Source organism: Kineococcus radiotolerans SRS30216 = ATCC BAA-149 (genome assembly GCF_000017305.1).
Lineage (GTDB): Bacteria > Actinomycetota > Actinomycetes > Actinomycetales > Kineococcaceae > Kineococcus > Kineococcus radiotolerans.
On sequence record NC_009664.2, the window covers coordinates 3,070,213 to 3,088,577 of the forward strand.

The following is an 18,365-nucleotide window of genomic DNA, read 5'->3' on the forward strand; positions in this document are numbered from 1 at the left end:
GGGCCCACCGGCGCGAGCCGGGCGCGGTGGTCTCAGGCCCGGCGCCCCCACGCCTCGAACTCCTCCTGCACCTCGTCGAAGAACGCCGTCTTGGCCAGCGTGTAGCCGTCGTAGTCGGCGTCCCCGGCGTGGGCGGCGGCGGTGGCGGTCTTGAACGCGGCGTAGCGGTCCCGGGCCTCGGGGTGCGCGCGCAGCCAGTCGCGGAACCACACGGTGTACCGGCCCCACGGCGAGGCGCTCAGGCGGACGTGCAGGATCGACGCCCCCGGCCCGTCGAGGTCGTGGACGAACAGCCGCTTGCGCCACACCTCCTCCGGCACGACCTCGCTCCCGCGCGGGATGTCGCGGTGGACCCCCGGGGAGTCCGGGCGCGACCCGGTGGTGGGGACGAAGCCGGCCGGGGCCAGCGCCCGGTCCAGCACTTCGGGCCGCGGCAGCTCGCGGACGCGGACCTGCAGGTCGACGTAGGCCTTGGCCCGCAGCCCGGGCACCGAGGTGGAACCGATGTGGTCGTGGGACTCGGCCACCCCCAGCGGCTCCAGCGCCCGCCGCACCGCGGCGAGCAGCTCGGCCGCCCGTCCGGGCCAGGCGGGGTCGTAGGGGTGCAGCACCGCGGGTCCAGGCACCCCCGGACGGTACCGGCGCGGCGGGGGCCCCCGCCGCGACCCGCCGCCGCGGCTCCGCCCGCCCCCGGGTGCCCGGGGGGCCGCGGCCGGGTGGACGATGCCGGGATGGACGAGCACGGGGCCTGGCGCTCACCCCTCACCGCCGCCGCCGTCGCCTCGACGGGCCTGCGCCTGAGCGGCGTCGCCCTCGACGCCGCGGGCCGGGCCTGGTGGTCCGAGGGCCGCCCCGCCGAGGGGGGCCGGGTGGCGGTCCTGCGGCGCGAGCCCGACGGCCGGGTCGTGGAGGCCGCCCCCGGCCTCGACGCCCGCACGCGCGTGCACGAGTACGGCGGCGGGGCCTGGGGCCTGGTCCGCGACGCGCGGGGGGAGACCGGGGCGGTGCTGGCCTCGGCGAGCGACCAGCGCTGGTTCCACGCCGCGGCGGGGCGCCCGCCGCGGCCGCTGACCCCCGCCGACGGCGTCCGCTACGCCGACCCCGACCAGGCCGGCGACGGGATCGTCCTGGTGGCCGAGGACGTGCGCGAGGGGGTTCCGCGCCGCTCGCTGGTGCACGTCCCCCTCGACGGGTCCGGCCCGCGGGAGTTGTTCGAGGGCCCGCGGTTCCTGGCCGCGCCGCGCGTCTCCCCGGACGGCTCCCGGCTGGTCTGGACCAGCTGGGAGCACCCGGACATGCCCTGGCAGTCGACCCTGCTCTGGGAGGCGCGCCTGGACGTCGCGGCGGGGCAGCTGTCCGACGTGCGGGTCCTGGCGGGGCGGGACCGGCGCGAGTCGCTGGTGCACCCGGGGTTCGCGCCCGACGGCACCGTCCTCGTCGTCAGCGACCGCAGCGGCTGGTGGAACCTGCACGAGGTGGGCCCCGACGGCGGGTTGCGCCCGCTGCTGGCCGAGGCCGCCGACCAGGGGTTCCCGCCGTGGGTGTTCGCGACGACGTCCTGGGCGGCGCTGGACGCCGACCGGGTCGCGCTGGTCCACGCCGCCGACGTCGGCTACCGCCTCGACGTGGTCCACCGCGCCGGCGGCCGCGTCGAGGCGCTCGACCTGCCGTTCACGGCCTACGCGCCGGTGCTGGCCGGCGGGGGAGGCCGCGTCGTCGCCGTGGCCGCGTCCCCCACCGCCCCCGCCGCCGTCGTCGTCGTCGACCCCGCCGACCCCGCCGACCCCACCGCCCCCGCCGTCGACGTCGTCCGCGTCTCCGCGGCGGCCCCGGACCCCGCGCACCTGCCGGTGCCGCAGCCCCTCTCCCTGCCCAGCGCCGGCGGGCGCACCGTCCACGCCCACCGCTACCCGCCGACCCACCCCGACCACCCCGACGCCGGGGCCGCCCCGCACGTCCTGTTCGTGCACGGCGGCCCGACCGCGCAGTCGCAGGCCGCGTACTCCCCGGAGGTCGCGTTCTTCACCTCCCGCGGCATCGGCGTCGTCGACGTCCAGTACGGCGGGTCCACCGGTTACGGCCGCGCCTACCGCGAGGCCCTGGACGGGAACTGGGGGGTCGTCGACGTGGAGGACTGCACCGCTGTGGCCCGCTGGCTGGTCGAGGAGGGTCTCGCCCCGCCCGGCCGGGTCGGGATCCGCGGCGGCAGCGCGGGGGGTTTCACCGTCCTCGCCGCGCTCACCGGCACCGACGCGTTCTCGGCGGGGACCTCGTACTACGGCGTGGCCGACCTGCGGGCGCTGGCCGCCGAGACCCACGACTTCGAGTCCCGCTACCTGGACTCCCTCGTCGGTCCGCTGCCCGCGGCCGAGGACGTCTACGTGGAGCGCGCGCCGCTGTCCCACGTCGACGGCCTGTCCTGCCCGGTCCTGCTGCTGCAGGGCGCCGACGACCCGGTGGTGCCGCGCTCGCAGGCCGAGGCGTTCGCGGCGGCCCTGCACCGCAAGGGGTTGCCGCACGCGCTGGTCGTCTTCCCCGGCGAGCAGCACGGGTTCCGGCGGGCCGAGAACGTCGCCGCCGCCCTGGAGGCCGAGCTGTCCTTCTACGGGCAGGTGTGGGGCTTCGACCCGCCGGGGGTCCCGCGGCTGCACCTCGACGGCTGACTCCCGCCGGGTCAGCCCCCCCAGCTCTCGCGCCGCCGGTCGAGGCCGAGCGCGAACACCTCGAACGCCGCGTCGACCCGCGCGGTGTCGCCGGTGAGGAGCCGGTCCAGCACCAGGCCGCGCAGGGTGCCCAGCACCAGCGTCGCCAGCGCCCCCGCCTCCGGCGGCGGGCAGCCGGCGCGCACCAGGGCGGCCTCCAAGAGCCCGGTGCGCCGGTGCAGCGAGCGGCGCACCGCCGCGGCCAGCGCCTCGTCGTGCAGGGCGTTCCCGGTGATGGCCAGGAACAGCCGCACGTGCGCCTCACCGCTGCCGGTGGTGGCCTGCTGCCACAGCGCGCGCAGCGGGCCGCCTTCGGTCCCGGTGCGCTGCTCGTTCGCGAGCACCCTCGGCCCGGTGAAGGTCCGGTCCAGGACGCGTTCGACGATCTCGGCGACGAGCTTCTCCCGGGTGCCGAAGTGGTGCAGCAGCGCGGCGTGGCCGACCCCGGCGCTGTCGGCGATGCGGCGCAGGGACAGCCGGGCCGGGCCGTGCTCGAGGGCGTGCTCGGTGGCGGCCTGCAGCAGCTCCTCGCGGCGGTGGCGGTAGCGCAACCGCCGTCCGTCCACCCGTTCCGGTTCCTCGTCCCCCGCGCTCCCCACGGCGCGAGGGTAACCGCGGGAGGCGCCGCCGGGGGTTCCCCGAGATTGCTTGACCACTCGGTCAGTCCATCGCTACCTTGTCGCCCACGCCAGGGGTCGAGGTTCCCGGGCGGGGCCAGACGCGGAACGCGGGGGGCCCCGCGCGCCCGGGTCGTCCACCGGCGTCCCCCCGTCGCAGCACCACGTCCCCCGGAGAGCCGTTCGATGCCGAACACCCTCGTGCGCCCGTCCCGGCGCCGTTCCGCCCGCGGGTTCCGCGCCTCGCTGGCCGCCAGCGCCGTCGCCCTGCCCCTCCTCGTCGGCGTCGCCCCGGCCGAGGCCGCCACCAACCCCTACGAGCGCGGTCCGGCGCCCACGAACACCTCGGTGGAGGCGACGCGCGGTTCCTTCGCGGTCTCCACCACGACCGTGTCGAACTTCGCCGCCACCGGCTTCGGCGGCGGCACGATCTACTACCCGACCTCCACCACCTCCGGCACCTTCGGCGCCGTGGTGATCGCCCCCGGCTACACCGCCAGCCAGTCGAGCATGGCCTGGTACGGACCCCGCCTGGCCTCCCAGGGCTTCGTGGTGTTCACCATCGACACCGAGGGCCGCTACGACCAGCCCGCCTCCCGCGGTGACCAGCTCCAGGCCGCGCTGACGTACCTGACCCAGCGCAGCACCGTCCGCACCCGCGTCGACGCGAGCCGCCTGGCCGTCATGGGCCACTCCATGGGCGGCGGCGGCACCCTCGAGGCCGTCAAGGACAACCCGGCCATCAAGGCCGCCATCCCGCTGACGCCCTGGAACCTGGACAAGACCTGGCCGGAGATCAGCACCCCCACGCTGATCGTCGGTGCGGAGAACGACTCCACCGCGCCGGTCGCCTCGCACTCCGAACCGTTCTACGGCTCCATCCCCACCGCCACCGACAAGGCCTACCTGGAGCTGCGCGGCGCCAGCCACTTCGCGCCGAACAGCGCGAACACGACGATCGCGAAGTACAGCATCAGCTGGCTCAAGCGCTACGTCGACGACGACACCCGGTACACCCAGTTCCTCTGCCCGGCCCCGGGCACGAGCCTGGCGATCAGCGAGTACCGCAGCACCAACTGCTGATCCGCTGACGGCCCGGCGCGGGCGGGGAGGGCACCCCGCCCGCGCCGGCCACTAGCCTGAACCCGTGGACGTCGACGCCTTCCGAGCGGTGCACGAGCACGAGTGGTCGCGCCTGCGCCGTCTCGTCGGCCAGCGCCACCTCACCGGCCAGGAGGCCGACGAGCTCGTCGTCCTCTACCAGCGGACGGCCACCCACCTGTCCTCGCTGCGCTCGGCGCAGTCCGAACCGGTCCTGCTCGACGAGCTGTCCACCGCGCTGGTCCGCGCCCGCGCCCGGCTCACCGGTTCCCGCTACACCGCGTGGCGCCAGGTCGTGCACTTCACCACCCGCGGGCTGCCCGCGGCGCTGTGGCGGGTGCGGTGGTGGACGACGGGCGCCGCCGCCTACACAATTCTGCTCGCCGTGGTCGCCGGGGCCTGGATGGCCGGCGACCCCGCCGCCCAGGCCAGCCTCTTCGGCTCCGACGAGGAGGTCCGCCGGCTCGTGGAGTCCGACTTCGCCGGGTACTACTCCGAGTACGGGCACGCGTCCTTCGCCGGGCGGGTCTGGACGAACAACGCGATGGTCGCCGCGACGTGCATCGCCCTGGGCATCACCGGGGTCTTCGTGCTGGTGGCCCTCACCACCAACGCGGTCAACGTGGGCCTGCAGGGCGGGCTGCTCATCGACAACGACCGCGGGGAGCTGTTCTTCGGCCTTATCCTGCCCCACGGCCTGCTCGAGCTCACGGCCGTCTTCGTCGCCGCCGGCGCCGGGACGAAGCTGTTCTGGGCGTGGGTGTCACCGGGGGCGCGCAGCCGCGCGCAGGCCCTCGCGACCGAGGGCCGGGCGATGATGGGCGTCGCCCTCGGCCTCGTCGTCGTGCTCTTCGTCTCCGGGGTCATCGAGGGTTTCGTCACCCCCTCGGGGTTGCCGACGTGGGCGCGCATCGGCATCGGGGCCCTGGCCGAGGTCGCGTTCCTCACCTACGTCCTCGTCCTGGGCCGGCCCGCGGCGCGGGCGGGGGAGACCGGCGACCTCGAGGAGAGGTTCGCCGGCGACACCGCCCCCGTCAGCGGCTGAGCGAACGCCCACCCGGGGCGTCCCGTCCGCCCGGCACCGAGGGGCCCGGGCTCAGGACCCGCCGCTGCCCAGCAGGCTGCGGGTCAGCGCCTCGGCGTCGGAGAGCAGTTCCTCCAAGGCGGTGCGCACGTCCCCGTCGCGGACCTCGTGACCGGCCTCGGCGCCCACCAGCACGGCCCGGCGCAGCAGCTCCCGCGCGAAGCTCGCGGTGACCCCGGCGGACCGGGCGGCGGCCTCGCGCAGCACCTCGTCGGAGACCCCGAGACCGCGCGCGTAGAGCCGGAACAGGGCGTGGCGCGCGGCCTCGTCGGGCAGCGGGACCTCCACGGCCAGGTCGACCCGGCCCGGGCGCTGGGCCAGGGCCCGCTCCAGCAGGTCGGCGCGGTTCGTGGTCAGCAGGAAGGCGACGTCGGCGTCGCCGTCGAGGCCGTCCATGGCGTCCAGCAGCTCGAACAGCAGGGGCCGTTCGCCGGGGGACTGGCCGCGGTCCTCGGCGACGAGGTCGCAGTCCTCCAGGACGACGATCGCGGGCTGCATCGCTCGGGCCAGGTGCGCGGCCGTCGTGACCAGGGCCAGCGACTGCCCGGAGAGCAGCACCACGGTGCTGTCCCGGGCGCGGGAGACGAGGTGGCGCACGGTCAGGGTCTTGCCCGTTCCGGGCGGGCCGTAGAGCAGGACCCCGCGCTTGAGGTGCTGCCCGGCCCGCGCCAGCCGCTGCGCGTGGGCGCCCACCCCGACGACGTGGCGGGCGATGCGCTCCAGCGCGCCGTCGGGCAGGACGACGTCCTCCGCGCTCACCTCCGGCCGGTGCAGGAAGGTGATCCCGGCGTTGTGGGGCTCGTAGGGCGACCCGGAGAACGACAGCACCTGCCCGCGCAGCACGCTGCGCTCGAGCATCGTCCGGCGCACCTCGGCGATGAACCGCGGGACGACGTCCTCCTCGGGGCAGGCGACCTCGAACCCGGCGGGATGCCCGCTGTGGCGCTGCGCCGCACGCTGCAGCACCGCGACCGGGTGGCCCTCGAACCGCAGCATCCGCACGCCCAGGCCGACGGCGCGTCGGGTGGTGTCCGGGCCGGTCGGCAGGTTCACCCGGTCCACTGCCCCGGTCCCGAACCGGCCGAACTGCTCGGAGAGGAGGTCGGAGAAGCTCTGGTGGTGGCGCTGGTCCCCGCCGCCCACGCCGACGACCTCCTCGCCGCCGCCGTGCTCGGCCAGCAGGGTCAGGGCGAGGTCGAGGTCGACGTACTGGTGCTCGGGAACCTCCTCGCGCACCACCGGCACCTCCCGCGCCGCCACCCCCAGGAAGGCGCCGACGACGTCCCCGACCGAGGGGCGGGAGTCGTCGGCGTCGACGCGCTGGGAGTGCACGACGTCGTCGAGGAAGCGGCGGATCGAGCGGGCCAGGTCACGGGTCTCGGCGTCCACGCCGCGATCATGGCCGTGCGGTGAACCCCGCGGCCAGCGACTTCCGGAAACCGGTGAGGTTCCCGCGGGACCGGTCGAGGTGGACGCCGCCGGTCAGCAGCACCAGGCAGGAGCCCGACCGCGGGTCCAGCAGCAGCGAGGCTCCGGTGGACCCGCTGCGTCCCGAGGAGTCCGGGGCGGGCATCCACGTCGGGTCCCCGACCGGCAACCCCTCCCCGCGGCGCACCCGCGCCCACGCGGCGGGCGGCAGCAGGGTGCCCTCCAGCAGCGCCCGGCCCAGGGCGTGGACCTCCTCGGCCGTCCCGAACAACCCCGCGTTCCCGGCCGGGCGGCGCAGCGAGGCGGCCAGCCCGTCGTGCACCACCCCGCGGGCGGTCCCGCCCCCGGTCGCCAGGACCGGGCCGGCCACCGGCGCGCCGGCCGTCCCGAACACCGGGCCGCGCAGGCCCAGGGGAGCGGTGACGAACTCCTCGACCAGGGCGTCCAGCCCCTGCCCGGTGGCCTCCTCCACGAGGTGCCCCGCGACCACGTACCCCACCCGCGAGGGGCGGGTCACCGTCCCGGGCGCGGACTCCAGCGGTGCGTCCAGCACCCGCTGCAACCGCTGCGCGGGACGCAGGTCCCCGCGGTGCCGGGCGTCGGAGTCCGCGGGCAGGCCGGAGGTGTGGGCCAGCAGCTGGGCCAGGGTGAACCCCCGCCCGGTCGGGCGGTCCAGGTCCACCGCCCCCACCTCGGCCAGGGCGTGGACGACCACCGCGGTGAACACCTCCGTCACCGCGCCGAGGTCGGCGCGGGTCCCCGGCGTCACCGGGTCCGGGTCGCCGGGGGCGAGGGTCCCCGCCACGGCCCGCCGCACGGTGCCGTCGGCGGCGGAGGACACCGCGCTCGCCCCGGGGAACGACCCGGCCCGCACCCCGGCGCGCAACGCGGCCCGCAGCGGCGCGCCCGGGTCATCCAGGTCGCCCGGGCCCCCGCTGCCGCCGCTCACGGCTCGGCGACCGCGCCGGGGACCGTCCCGGCCGGCCGGCCGGGGTGCGACCAGGTGCTCCACAACCGGGCGTAGCGGCCCCCGCGCGCCAGCAGGTCCGCGTGGCTGCCGAGCTCGACGACCTCCCCGGCCTCCACGACCGCGATGGCGTCGCACACCGCGGCCTGGCTCAGCCGGTGCGCCACCACCAGCGCCGTCCGCCCCGCCACGACGGCGAGCGCCGCCTGCTCCAGGTCGCGGGCCCCCGCGCTGCCGGCCTCGGCGGTCGCCTCGTCCAGCACGACCACGGGCGGGTCGCGCAGCACGACCCGGGCCAGGGCCAGCTGCTGGCGCCGCGCCGGGGACAGCGGGAGCTCCCCCGGCCCGACCCGGGTGCCCAGGCCCTCGGGCAGGGCGCTCACCCAGTCGTCGGCCCCGACCACGCCCAGCGCCCGGTGCAGGTCCTCGTCGGTGGCGTCGGGGCGGGCCAGGGTGAGGTCCTCGCGCAGGGTGCCGGTGAACACGTGGGACTCCTGGGCGATGACCCCGATGCGCTCGCGCACGGCGGCGGCGTCCAGGTCGGCGAGGTCCACCGCGCCCTGCGCCCCGACCAGCTCGACGCGGCCGGCGGTGGGGGGGAAGACCCCGCCGACGATCGCGGCCAGCGTCGTCTTGCCCGCCCCGCTGCCGCCGACGACGGCCAGCGACGTCCCCGCGGGCACGTCGAGGTCCACCGCGCGCAGGACCAGGTCGGGGTCCTCGCCCGGGGAGGGGTCGGCGTAGGCGTGCGACACCCCGCGCACCCGCAGCGCCACCGCGCGGCGGGGCGCGCGCTCCAGCGCCCCCGGGTCCGCGTCCGGTGCGTCCGGCAGGTCCACGACCCCGACGAGCCGGCCCAGCGCGGCGGCGGCGCGCTGCACCTCGTCGAAGCTCAGCAGCAGCGCGCCGAGCGGCCCGAACAGCCGGTGGAACAGCAGCGCCGCGGCCGTCACGTCCCCGACGCTGACGTCCCCGCCGCGGACCAGGAGGAACCCGGTGAGCAGCAGGCTCGACAGCCCGACCGCCTCGGCGCCGTTCATCGACACCGCCAGCCGCGCGAAGGTCCGCAGCGCCGCCAGCGACGCCCCGATCGTCCGCTCGGAGGCGACCTCCACGCGCCGGCCCTGCAGCGCGGCCATCCCGTAGGCGTGGACGGTGGAGGCGCCGTGGAAGGACTGCAGCACCACCTGCGAGCGCCGCGCCGCGACGGCCCGCTCGGCCGCGTACAGCGGCCCCGACCTCGGCAGGTACCCGCGCAGGCTCAGCGCGTAGACGGGGAAGACGGTGCAGAAGGCCAGGGCCAGGCGCCAGTCCAGGGAGACGAAGCCCGCCGCCGACAGCACGACGGTCAGGGCGGAGGTGAGGACGGTGGCGCCCAGCTGCACCGAGGAGGTGAACAGCTCCACGTCCTCGGTGACGCGGGAGGCCACGTCCCCGGACCCGGCCCGTTCCAGGACCCGCGGCGACATGCGCAGCGAGCGCTCCACGACCCGCTCGCGCAGGTCGGCGGCGATGCTCGCCCCGAGGCGCTCGGCGTCGCGGCGGGCCAGCGCGCTCGCCACCGCCGTCGCGACCGCGACCAGCGCCAGCAGCACCAGGACGGGGGTGAGGGACGTCCCCGCCCGCACGACGTCGACGGCGCGGCCCAGCAGCAGGGGCAGGGCCACGGTGCCCGCGCTGGCCAGCGCCGTCGTCACCAGGGCCGCGGCGAGCTCCCCGGGGTGGGCGGTGGCGGTGCGGGCCAGCACGGCCGCGCTTCGGCGGCCGGTGGCCACGGGCAGCGCGCGCTGCCCGCCGTCCCCCGCCGGGGTCCCCGCCCCGTCCCCCGTCCCGGGCCCCGTGGTGGTCCCCGCCGGGGCGCTCACCGGGCCACCGCCGCGGCGTAGCCGGGGTCGGCGAGCAGGTCGGCGTGGCGGCCGGTGCGGTGCCGGCCGTCCCCGTCGAGGAGCACCACCCGGTCGCAGCGGGCCAGCAGCAGCGGGGAGGTGGTGATCAGGACCGTCGTGCCGGTCCCGGCCCGCACCGCGCGCAGGCCGGCGGCGACGCGGTCCTCGGTGACGGCGTCCAGGGCCGTCGTGGGGTCGCGCAGCACCAGCAGCTCGCGGTCGGCGGCCAGCGCCCGGGCCAGGCCGATGCGCTGGCGCTGGCCGCCGGAGTAGTTGGCGCCGCCGTCGGCGAGGGGGGTGGTGAGGTCCTCGGGGGCGGTCGCGGCGCGCAGGGCGTCGGCCAGGGCGATCCCGCGCCCGGCCGGGGCGGGGCCGGTGTCGAGGGCGTCGGCGAGGGTGTCGCCGAGCAGGTGCGTCTCGGCCGGCTCGACGAGGACCCCGCCGCTCCCGTCCGCGCCGCCGGCGAACGCGAACGCGGCCGTGACGGCGTCGGCGGTGGCGGTGTCCGTCGTCACCACCCCCAGCACCTCCCCGGCCACCGCCCGCACCGGCGGCGCGGGCACCGCCGCGGCCGGGGCGGCGGGGGTCTCCAGGACCTCCGCGACGCGGCGCGCGCTGGCCCGCGACACCGCCAGCTGCTGGACGCACTGGCTGACGTTGCGCACGGGGTCGGCCAGGAAGCTGGCCATCCCGACGACGGTGACGAACTCGCCGACGCTCAGGCGCCCCTGCTGCACGAAGGCGCCCGCGACGGCCGCGGTGGCGACGAGGACCGCGCCGGTGGCCAGGGTGCTGACGCCGACGACGACGGAGGTCGCCCCGGCCGCCTGGACCGCGGCCCGCCGGGAGGTGCGGCTCGCGGAGCGGTAGCGGCGCACGGCCTCGGGGACCCCGCCGAAGCCGCGCAGCGGCCGCAGCCCGGCGAGCAGGTCGGCGGCGACGGCGGCGGCGAGGCCGGCGCTGCGCTGGCGGGTGTGCATCCGCGCCTCCAGGCGGGGGGCGAGGGCCTGCAGCCCCAGGACCAGGACGGGGACGCAGAGCAGCAGGCCGAGCCCGAGCGCCACGTCGATGCGCAGCAGCACGACGGCCGCGACGAGCATCCCGAAGCAGCCCGAGACCCCGAAGCTCAGCAGGCCCAGGGCCTCCGCGGCGTGGCGGGTGTCCGAGGTCGCCACCGACAGCGCCTCCCCGACCTGCCGGTCGCGCAGCACCGCCGGGTCGCGCAGCACCGCGCGGGCCACGGCGGTGCGCAGGAAGTGCGCCTCGGCGAACTGCGCCTTGTCGATCGTCCAGAACGCGAAGGCCCCCGCGGTGGCGAGGACGGTGAACAGCGCGAGCACCGCCAGGACGGAGACGACGATCGCGGGGGTGTCCCCGGTGCGCACGGCCCCGTCGACCACGGCGCCGATGGCGACGGGCACGAGGGCCTCGCAGGTCTGGTGCAGCATCGAGGACCCGCAGCCGACGGCGGCCGCGCGGGGGTGGCGCCGCAGGACGTCGGCGACGGGGCGGGAGGACACGTCGGAGGAGCCTATGCGACCCCGCTCCCGCCCCCGGGTGGACGAGCGGGCGGGCCGGGTCCCGCGCCCGGGCGATCGCGGGCCCCGGTGCGGGGCCGTAGGGTGCGACCGCCGCGGCGCGCTCGGTGCCCGCGGGGACGGGACGGGGGCCGGGGTGACCATCCGCGTCGGCACCTCCGGGTGGAGCTACGACCACTGGGAGGGCGTGCTCTACCCGCCCGGCACGCCCGCCCGCGACCGGCTGGCCCTCTACGTGCGCGAGTTCCCCACCGTGGAGCTGAACGCCAGCTTCTACCGCTGGCCCCGCGACGCCTCGTTCGCCTCGTGGCGGCGCCGGCTGCCCGAGGGGTTCGCCCTCTCGGTCAAGGCGCCGAGGGGGCTCACCCACGCCAAGCGGCTCCAGGCCCCGGAGGCGTGGGCGCAGCGGATGTCCGCCTCCTGGCACGAGCTGGGTCCCCGGCGGGCGGTGCTGCTGGTGCAGCTGCGTCCCGACCACGCCCGCGACGACGACCGCCTGCGCTCCTTCCTGGACCGCCTCCCGCCGTGGATGCGGGTGGCGGTGGAGTTCCGGCACCCGAGCTGGCACGAGGAGGCGGTGTTCGCCCTGCTCGCCGAGCGCGGCGTCGGCTACTGCGTGATGAGCGGCGCGCACCTGCCCTGCGTGCTGCGGGTGACGGCGCCGTTCGCGTACGTGCGCCTGCACGGCCCCGACCACGACCACCTCTACGCGGGGTCGTACTCGGGGGCGGACCTGGCGTGGTGGGCGGACCGGATGCTCGAGTGGGAGGCGGGCGGGATCGAGGTCCACGCCTACTTCAACAACGACGGCGGCGGCAACGCGGTGCGCGACGCGCGGGGGCTCATCGCGGCCCTGGGCCACCGGTCCGGGGGGTCGTGACGCGAGACCCCGGCCCCCCCGTCCCCCCGCGGCGGGTCACCGCCACCGACGAGGGCGAGCCCCCGCCCCGGCGGGTGCCGGGACGGGGGCTCGCCGACGGGGCGGGGTTCCCGGGGTCAGCGTCGCTGACGCTCGTCGCGACCGCCGTCCTGGTCGGCGACGAAGGACGCCACCCAGGCCAGCGGGGCGTTCCAGTTGACCGTGATCTCGTTGGTCGACCACGACCCGATGTCGTCCACGTAGCAGAACTGCGCCGCGCAGCCCTCGGGGAACAGCGGGGCCGTGATCGGGTCACCGCTGGTGGCGGTGGGGGAGTACGGGCCGCCGGCCACCGTGCCCGCCGGGGGGTTGGGCAGGGAGGGGTCGAGCTGGTTGGCGTACATCCGCGAGTGCTGGTTCTTCGAGAACACGTCGCCGTAGCCGGTGATGTAGGAGTTGTTCAGCGCGTTCCGCCCGAGCAGGTAGTCCATGCCGCGGACCACCCCGTCGCGGTAGGCGTCGTCACCGGTGAGGTCGAAGGCGGTGCCCAGGACCTGCAGGTTGGCGAGGATCCCCGAGTTCGAACCCCACGCGTACTGCCCGCCCTCGGGGGCGTAGGGCTGCCCGAACGGCTGGCCGGCCTGGTCGATGAGCAGGCGGTCGGCGGCCTCGGTCACCGAGCGCCGCACGGCGCGCCGCTCGCGCTGGTTCAGCTCGCTGGGCACGGTGGCCAGGTCGAGGCGGGCCAGCGCCCCGACGTGGCCCCAGTCGAAACCACCGGCGGGGAACACGTCGGCGGTGTGGACGGGGGAACCCAGGACGTCCTTGCGGAACTGCGGCTCACCGGTGGTCAGGTACAGCTCGGCGGCGGCCCAGTAGAACTCGTCGGACACGTCGCGGTCGTCGTAGGGGCCGCTGCCCGGGTTCGGGTCGAGGGCCGCGTCCGGCGCCGGGGCGTACACGGCCGGGTTCGCCTGCGCGGCGGCGTAGGCCGTGCGCGCGGTGGCGAGCAGGCGCTGGGAGAACGCCCGGTCGTAGCGGGCGAACAGGCGCGCGCCCTGCGCGGCGGTGGCGGCCACGTTCAGGGTCGCCGCCGTGGAGGGGCGGTACAGGACCCGCGGCTGCGGGTCGGTGGCCGGGTCCTGCGGCAGGCCCGTCCAGTCGACGTCGGCGACCTTGTGGAAGACCATCCCGGCGTAGGGGCGGCCCGGCTGGACCTGCATCTTGAGGAACCACTCCAGTTCCCAGCGCGCCTCGTCCAGGACGTCGGGCACGCGGTTCCCGGACTCGGGGATGCTCAGGGTCCCGTCGGCGAGGGCGCCGCGGTCCGCGGTGGGGGCGGTGAGGCTGCGCTCGTACTGCTGCAGCAGCTGCCCCACGGCGATGCCGCCGTTGACGACGTACTTGCCGTGGTCGCCCGCGTCGTACCAGCCGCCGGTGACGTCGGTGGTGTAGTCGCAGGTGAAGGGCTGGTCGCCCTGCTTGACCAGCAGTTCCTGGGAGTCGTCCTCGAGGCTCTGGCAGGGCACCGCGGTGTCGCCGAGGTTGGGGGCGACGCCCACGTGACCGGCGGCGCGGCCGTAGCCGGGGGCCAGTTCGTCGGAGATCGGGGTTCCGCTGCGGTTGGTGTAGAAGAACGTCATCGAGTCGTCGCGCAGGCGCTCGTAGGCGTCCTCGCCGATGTCGAAGGGGTGGCTGGTCTCCCCGTCGACGGTGAGCACGAGGTCGGTGCTGCGCCGCTGGTAGCCGCTGAAGTCGATCACGTGGACGTTCAGGCCCGCGCTCGGGTCGACGCCGCGGGGGGTGGTGGTGCCCCGGGCGAGGACGGTGCCGCCGGCGCTCTTCAGCTCCCACGGCAGGGCGGTGGTGGAGTCGGTGACCAGGGTGGCGCCCTTGGGTCCCTGCGGCAGGTACGCCTCCTGGTTGACCCGGACCCGGGGGCCGGTCTCGGGCACGTACGGCGGGCGCTCGGCGCCGCCCTCCAGGACCACGTCGTCGACGCACAGGGTGTAGGCGACGGGGTTGACGACGTCCTGCTGGAACGCGAGCTGGGCGTTGGGGTAGTCGCGGTCGGCGGTGAAGTAGTACTCGTAGGTGCCGAAGGCGCTCTCGAACGCGGGCTTCTCCGCGGGCAGGAACTGCTGGTAGTTCACGTCCGCCCCGCCCTGGACGACCACGCGCACCGGCCCGGTGGTGGCCGGGGTGGTGCGGGCCCGGAACGAGAGCTTGTAGGTCTCGCCCTCGGTGAGCGGGACCTCCTGCTGGATGGCCGCGCCGTAGGCGCCGGTGGAGGCCGGCACGGTGGTGCAGCCGGCGCCGTCCTGGACGGAGGCGGTGGGGTAGACCTGCCAGCCGGTGGTGCCGTTGTCGAAGGACCCGTTGGTGATCTGGTCGGCGGCCTGGGCCGCGGAGGGGGTCAGCAGGAGGCTGGCGGGGACGAGCAGCGCGCTGACCGCGGTCAGCGCGCGGGCACGGCTCTTGCGGGGGTGCGAAGGCACGGGGGCGTCTCCTCTTCGTTGAGAGCGCTCTCAGAGCGCGCGCACAGCCTCGCCCGCGGTGGCGCTCCTGTCAACGCCGGGCGCGCCGCCGCGCCCGCCGCCCGCGAGGGTCGGCGTGGGGTTTCACTCGACCTCCGTCGCCGCCCCCGCGAACTGCGCCTCGTGCAGGCGCGCGTACGGCCCACCGGCGCCGACCAGGTCCTCGTGCCGGCCCTGCTCCACGACCCGGCCCGACTCCATGACGAGGATGAGGTCGGCGTCGCGGATCGTGGAGAGGCGGTGGGCGATGACCAGGCTCGTGCGGTCCGCGCGCAGCGCGGCCATCGCCCGCTGCACCACCCGCTCGGTGCGGGTGTCCACCGAGCTCGTCGCCTCGTCCAGCACCAGCACCCGGGGCCGGGCCAGGTGGGCCCGGGCGATGGTGATGAGCTGCTTCTCGCCGGCGCTGATGCGCCCCGCGTCGTCGTCGACGACGGTCTGGAAACCCTCGGGCAGGGTGGCCACCACGGTGTCCACCGACGCGGCCCGCGCGGCCTCCAGCACCTCGGCCCCGCTCGCCGACGGCCTCGCGTAGGCGATGTTCTCCGCGATGGTCCCCTGGAACAGCCAGGTGTCCTGCAGCACGATCGCGGCGCGCGAGCGCAGTTCCGCCCGCGACATCGTCGCCGTGTCGACGCCGTCGAGCAGGATGCGGCCCGACGTCACCTCGTAGTAGCGCAGCAGCAGGTTCACCAGCGTCGTCTTGCCCGCCCCGGTCGGCCCGACGATGGCGACGGTCTGCCCCGGTTCGGCCGTGAACGACAGGTCCTCGATGAGGGGGGTGTCGGGGGTGTAGCGGAACGACACGTGCTCGAACTCGATGCGCCCGGACCCGGAGGGCTTCGGCCCGTCGGCCGGGTCCGGCGACATCCGCGGTGCGTCCAGGAGCTCGAACACCCGTTCCGCGGACGCCACCCCCGACTGCAGCAGGTTCGCCATCGAGCCCAGCTGCGCCAGCGGCTGGGTGAACTGGCGGGAGTACTGCACGAACGCCTGCACCCCGCCGATCGTGATCGACCCGCCGGTCACCATCGTCGCCCCGACCACGGCGATGGCGACGTAGACGAGGTTCCCGATGAGCATCGTCGAGGGCATGATCGTGCCCGACAGGAACTGCGCGCCCGCGCTGGCGGCGAACAGCTCGTCGTTCTTGGCCGCGAACCGCGCCCGGACCTCCTCGCGGCGACCGGACGCGGTGACGACGTCGTGGCCGGTGAAGGCCTCCTCGATCTGCGCGTTCAGCGCCCCCGTCTCGCGCCACTGCCCCGCGAACAGCGGCTGCGCGCGCCGGGCGATGAGCGCCACCACGACGAGGGTGAGCGGGACGGCGACCAGCGCCACCAGCGCCAGGCGCCACGAGATGGAGAACATCATCGCCACGACCCCGACGACGGTCAGCACCGACACCAGGGCCTGCGACACCGTCTGCTGCAGGCTCTGGGAGACGTTGTCGATGTCGTTGGTGACCCGGCTCAGCAGCTCCCCGCGGGGGGTGGCGTCGACGTGCGACAGCGGCAACCGGTGGATCGTCGACTCGACGTCGGCGCGCAGCCGGAACACCGTGCGCTGCACCACCCGGTTCAGCAGGACCCCCTGGACGAAGGCGAGCACGGCCGAACCGGTCACGACCGCCACGACCTGCAGGACGGTGCGCTCCAGGCCGGCGCGGTCCAGCGGCCGCCCGAGGAACGCGGCGTCCACGACGTGGTCGGTCGCGTCACCCAGCAGCTTCGGGGCCACGACCGCCAGCGCGACGCCGGCCACGGCGAGGACCACCACCACCGCCAGCAGCGGCGCCTCCGGTCCCATCCGGCGCAGCAGCCGCTTCGCCGAGGGCAGGAAGTCCACCGACCGCTGCGGCGGCACCCCGGCCGTCCGCGTCGGCCCCCCGCGCCCGCTCACGCCGCCACCTCCAGCTGGCTGGACACGATCTCCCGGTAGGTCGGGCAGTCCGCCAGCAGCTCCCGGTGCCGTCCGCGGCCCACCACCCGCCCGGCCTCCAGCACGACGATCTCGTCGGCGCCCACGATGGTCGAGACCCGCTGCGCCACCACGAGGATCGCCGCGTCGGGCCGGGCCGCGGCCAGCGCGGCGCGCAGCCGGGCGTCGGTCGCGGTGTCCAGCGCGGAGAACGCGTCGTCGAAGACGTGCACGGCCGGGGCCTGCACGAGCAGCCGCGCGATCGAGAGCCGCTGCCGCTGCCCGCCGGAGACGTTCGTGCCGCCCTGGGTGATCGGGGCGTCCAGACCGCCCTCCATCCGTTCCACGAAGTCGGCCGCCTGCGCCGTGCGCAGCGCCGCCCACAGCTCCTCGTCGCTCGCGTCGGGGCGCCCGAAGCGCAGGTTCGTGGCCACCGTCCCGGCGAACAGGTACGGCCGCTGCGGCGCCAGCCCGACCCGGCGGCGCAGGTCGGCGTCGGCCACCGAGCGCACGTCGACCCCGTCCAGCAGCACCGCGCCCGAGGTCGCGTCGGCCAGGCGGGTCGCGAGGTCCACCAGCGTCGTCTTGCCCGCCCCGGTCGACCCGATGACCGCCGTCGTCCGGCCCGCCCGCACGTCGAGGCTGACGCGGTCCAGCACCGGCCGGTCCGCGCCCGGGTAGCGGAAGGTCACGTCGCGGAACTCCAGCGACCGCCCCCCGGGCACCCCGGCGGGGACCTCGACGGGGACGTCCGGGTCCCGCACGCCCGGTTCGAGGTCCAGCACCTCGCCGATGCGGCCGGCCGAGACCGCCGCCCGCGGCCCCAGGACGGCCAGGAACGTCGTCATCATCACGCCGGTCAGGATCTGCACCAGGTAGCTGAGGAACGCGATGAGCGAGCCCACCTGCAGCTCACCGGCCTCCACCCGGGGCGCGCCGAACCAGACGACGGCCGCGCTGGTGAGGTTCACCACGAGCACCACCACGGGGAAGACGACGGCGAACCACCGCCCGGCGCGCAGCGCGACGTCGGTGAGGTCGGTGTTGGCGCGCGCGAAGCGCGCCTCCTCGGCGTCCTCGCGCACGAAGCCGCGGACCACGCGCAGACCGGTCAGCTGCTCGCGCAGCACCCGGTTCACGGTGTCCAGCCGCTCCTGCAGCACCCCGAACAACGGGCCGAGGCGGACCATGATGAGCGCCATCACCGCGACCAGCACCGGCACCGCGACCACGACGAGCCAGCTCAGCCCCACGTCCTCGCGCAGCGCCATGACGATCCCCCCGACGCAGAGGAGGGGCGCGGAGACGATCACCGTGCAGGTCACCAGGACGAGCACCTGCACCTGCTGCACGTCGTTGGTGGCGCGGGTGATGAGCGAGGGCGCCCCGAAGCGGGACACCTCCGCCCGGGAGAGGGCCAGCACGTGGGTGAAGACGGCGGCGCGCAGGTCCCGGCCCAGCGCCATCGCCACCCGCGCCCCGCACCACACGGCGGTGATCGTGGCGACCACCTGCACCAGCGTCACGCCCAGCATCACGGCCCCGGTGCGCCAGATGAAGGCGGTGTCGCCGGTGCTCACACCCCGGTCGATGACCTCGGCGTTGAGCCGGGGCAGGTACAGCGACGCCGCGGTCTGCAGGACCTGCAGCACGACGACGGCGATCAGCAGCCCGCGGTGCGGGCGCAGGTGTTCTCGCAGGAGGGGGAGCAGCACGGGGTCCAGGT

The 18,365-nt window shown here is 76.2% G+C and carries 13 protein-coding genes; 4 read left to right on the forward strand and 9 right to left on the reverse strand.

The window, feature by feature from the left end; all coding sequences use genetic code 11:
- Positions 1-32 precede the first annotated feature (32 nt).
- Positions 33-626 carry a GrpB family protein gene (locus tag KRAD_RS14725; protein WP_012086422.1) on the reverse strand — a complete coding sequence of 198 codons (594 nt, stop codon included), beginning with the start codon at positions 624-626 and terminating at the stop codon, positions 33-35.
- 105 nt (positions 627-731) lie between these two features.
- Between KRAD_RS14725 and KRAD_RS27585 the strand changes: the two genes are divergently transcribed.
- A complete protein-coding gene (locus KRAD_RS27585; protein WP_012086423.1) occupies positions 732-2,663 on the forward strand; it encodes a S9 family peptidase in 1,932 nt (643 codons plus the stop codon).
- 11 nt (positions 2,664-2,674) lie between these two features.
- Here KRAD_RS27585 and KRAD_RS14735 read toward each other — a convergent pair whose 3' ends face one another.
- Complete coding sequence (locus KRAD_RS14735) at positions 2,675-3,301, reverse strand: TetR/AcrR family transcriptional regulator (RefSeq protein ID WP_012086424.1); 627 nt, start codon at positions 3,299-3,301, stop codon at positions 2,675-2,677.
- A gap of 204 nt (positions 3,302-3,505) precedes the next feature.
- On the opposite strand from KRAD_RS14735, the gene KRAD_RS14740 reads away from it, so the two are divergent.
- A complete protein-coding gene (locus tag KRAD_RS14740) occupies positions 3,506-4,402 on the forward strand; it encodes an alpha/beta hydrolase family protein (protein WP_012086425.1) in 897 nt (298 codons plus the stop codon).
- A gap of 64 nt (positions 4,403-4,466) precedes the next feature.
- Positions 4,467-5,465, forward strand: coding sequence for a stage II sporulation protein M (locus KRAD_RS14745; protein ID WP_012086426.1), 999 nt, complete (start codon positions 4,467-4,469; stop codon positions 5,463-5,465).
- 51 nt (positions 5,466-5,516) lie between these two features.
- Here the strand turns inward: KRAD_RS14745 and KRAD_RS14750 are convergent, their stop codons facing one another.
- Genes KRAD_RS14750 through KRAD_RS27590 form a run of 4 tightly spaced genes read right to left on the reverse strand, consistent with a single transcriptional unit; the run spans position 5,517 to position 11,305 of the window.
- Positions 5,517-6,893, reverse strand: coding sequence for an AAA family ATPase (locus KRAD_RS14750; protein ID WP_012086427.1), 1,377 nt, complete (start codon positions 6,891-6,893; stop codon positions 5,517-5,519).
- Positions 6,894-6,900: 7 nt separating this feature from the next.
- Entirely contained in the window at positions 6,901-7,881 is a 981-nt protein-coding gene (locus KRAD_RS14755; RefSeq protein WP_012086428.1) for a serine hydrolase domain-containing protein, read from the reverse strand.
- Positions 7,878-9,764 (reverse strand): ABC transporter ATP-binding protein, encoded by a 1,887-nt coding sequence (locus tag KRAD_RS14760; RefSeq protein ID WP_012086429.1) that lies wholly within the window; start codon positions 9,762-9,764, stop codon positions 7,878-7,880. The genes KRAD_RS14755 and KRAD_RS14760 overlap by 4 nt, the downstream gene beginning before the upstream one ends.
- Positions 9,761-11,305: an ABC transporter transmembrane domain-containing protein gene (locus KRAD_RS27590; protein ID WP_012086430.1), complete on the reverse strand. Its 1,545-nt coding sequence runs from the start codon at positions 11,303-11,305 to the stop codon at positions 9,761-9,763. The genes KRAD_RS14760 and KRAD_RS27590 overlap by 4 nt, the downstream gene beginning before the upstream one ends.
- A gap of 154 nt (positions 11,306-11,459) precedes the next feature.
- Between KRAD_RS27590 and KRAD_RS14770 the strand changes: the two genes are divergently transcribed.
- Positions 11,460-12,203 (forward strand): DUF72 domain-containing protein, encoded by a 744-nt coding sequence (locus tag KRAD_RS14770; protein WP_012086431.1) that lies wholly within the window; start codon positions 11,460-11,462, stop codon positions 12,201-12,203.
- A gap of 116 nt (positions 12,204-12,319) precedes the next feature.
- On the opposite strand, the gene KRAD_RS14775 is transcribed toward KRAD_RS14770, so the two are convergent.
- The 3 genes from KRAD_RS14775 to KRAD_RS14785 form a co-directional block, all read right to left on the reverse strand.
- Positions 12,320-14,680, reverse strand: a complete 2,361-nt coding sequence (locus KRAD_RS14775) for a glycoside hydrolase family 9 protein (RefSeq protein ID WP_012086432.1) — start codon at positions 14,678-14,680, stop codon at positions 12,320-12,322.
- Between the two features lie 123 nt (positions 14,681-14,803).
- Positions 14,804-16,621 (reverse strand): ABC transporter ATP-binding protein, encoded by a 1,818-nt coding sequence (locus KRAD_RS14780; protein ID WP_012086433.1) that lies wholly within the window; start codon positions 16,619-16,621, stop codon positions 14,804-14,806.
- On the reverse strand, positions 16,618-18,354 hold the full coding sequence (locus KRAD_RS14785; RefSeq protein ID WP_041293282.1) for an ABC transporter ATP-binding protein: 1,737 nt from the start codon (positions 18,352-18,354) through the stop codon (positions 16,618-16,620). Before KRAD_RS14785 ends, KRAD_RS14780 begins: the two co-directional genes overlap by 4 nt.
- Positions 18,355-18,365 lie beyond the last annotated feature (11 nt).

What these genes read in the sequence shown, in the direction of transcription:
- KRAD_RS27585 (WP_012086423.1), top strand. Translation starts at nt 732, where the DNA reads ATGGACGAGCACGGGGCCTGGCGCTCACCCCTCACCGCCGCCGCCGTC.
- KRAD_RS14740 (WP_012086425.1), top strand. Translation starts at nt 3,506, where the DNA reads ATGCCGAACACCCTCGTGCGCCCGTCCCGGCGCCGTTCCGCCCGCGGG.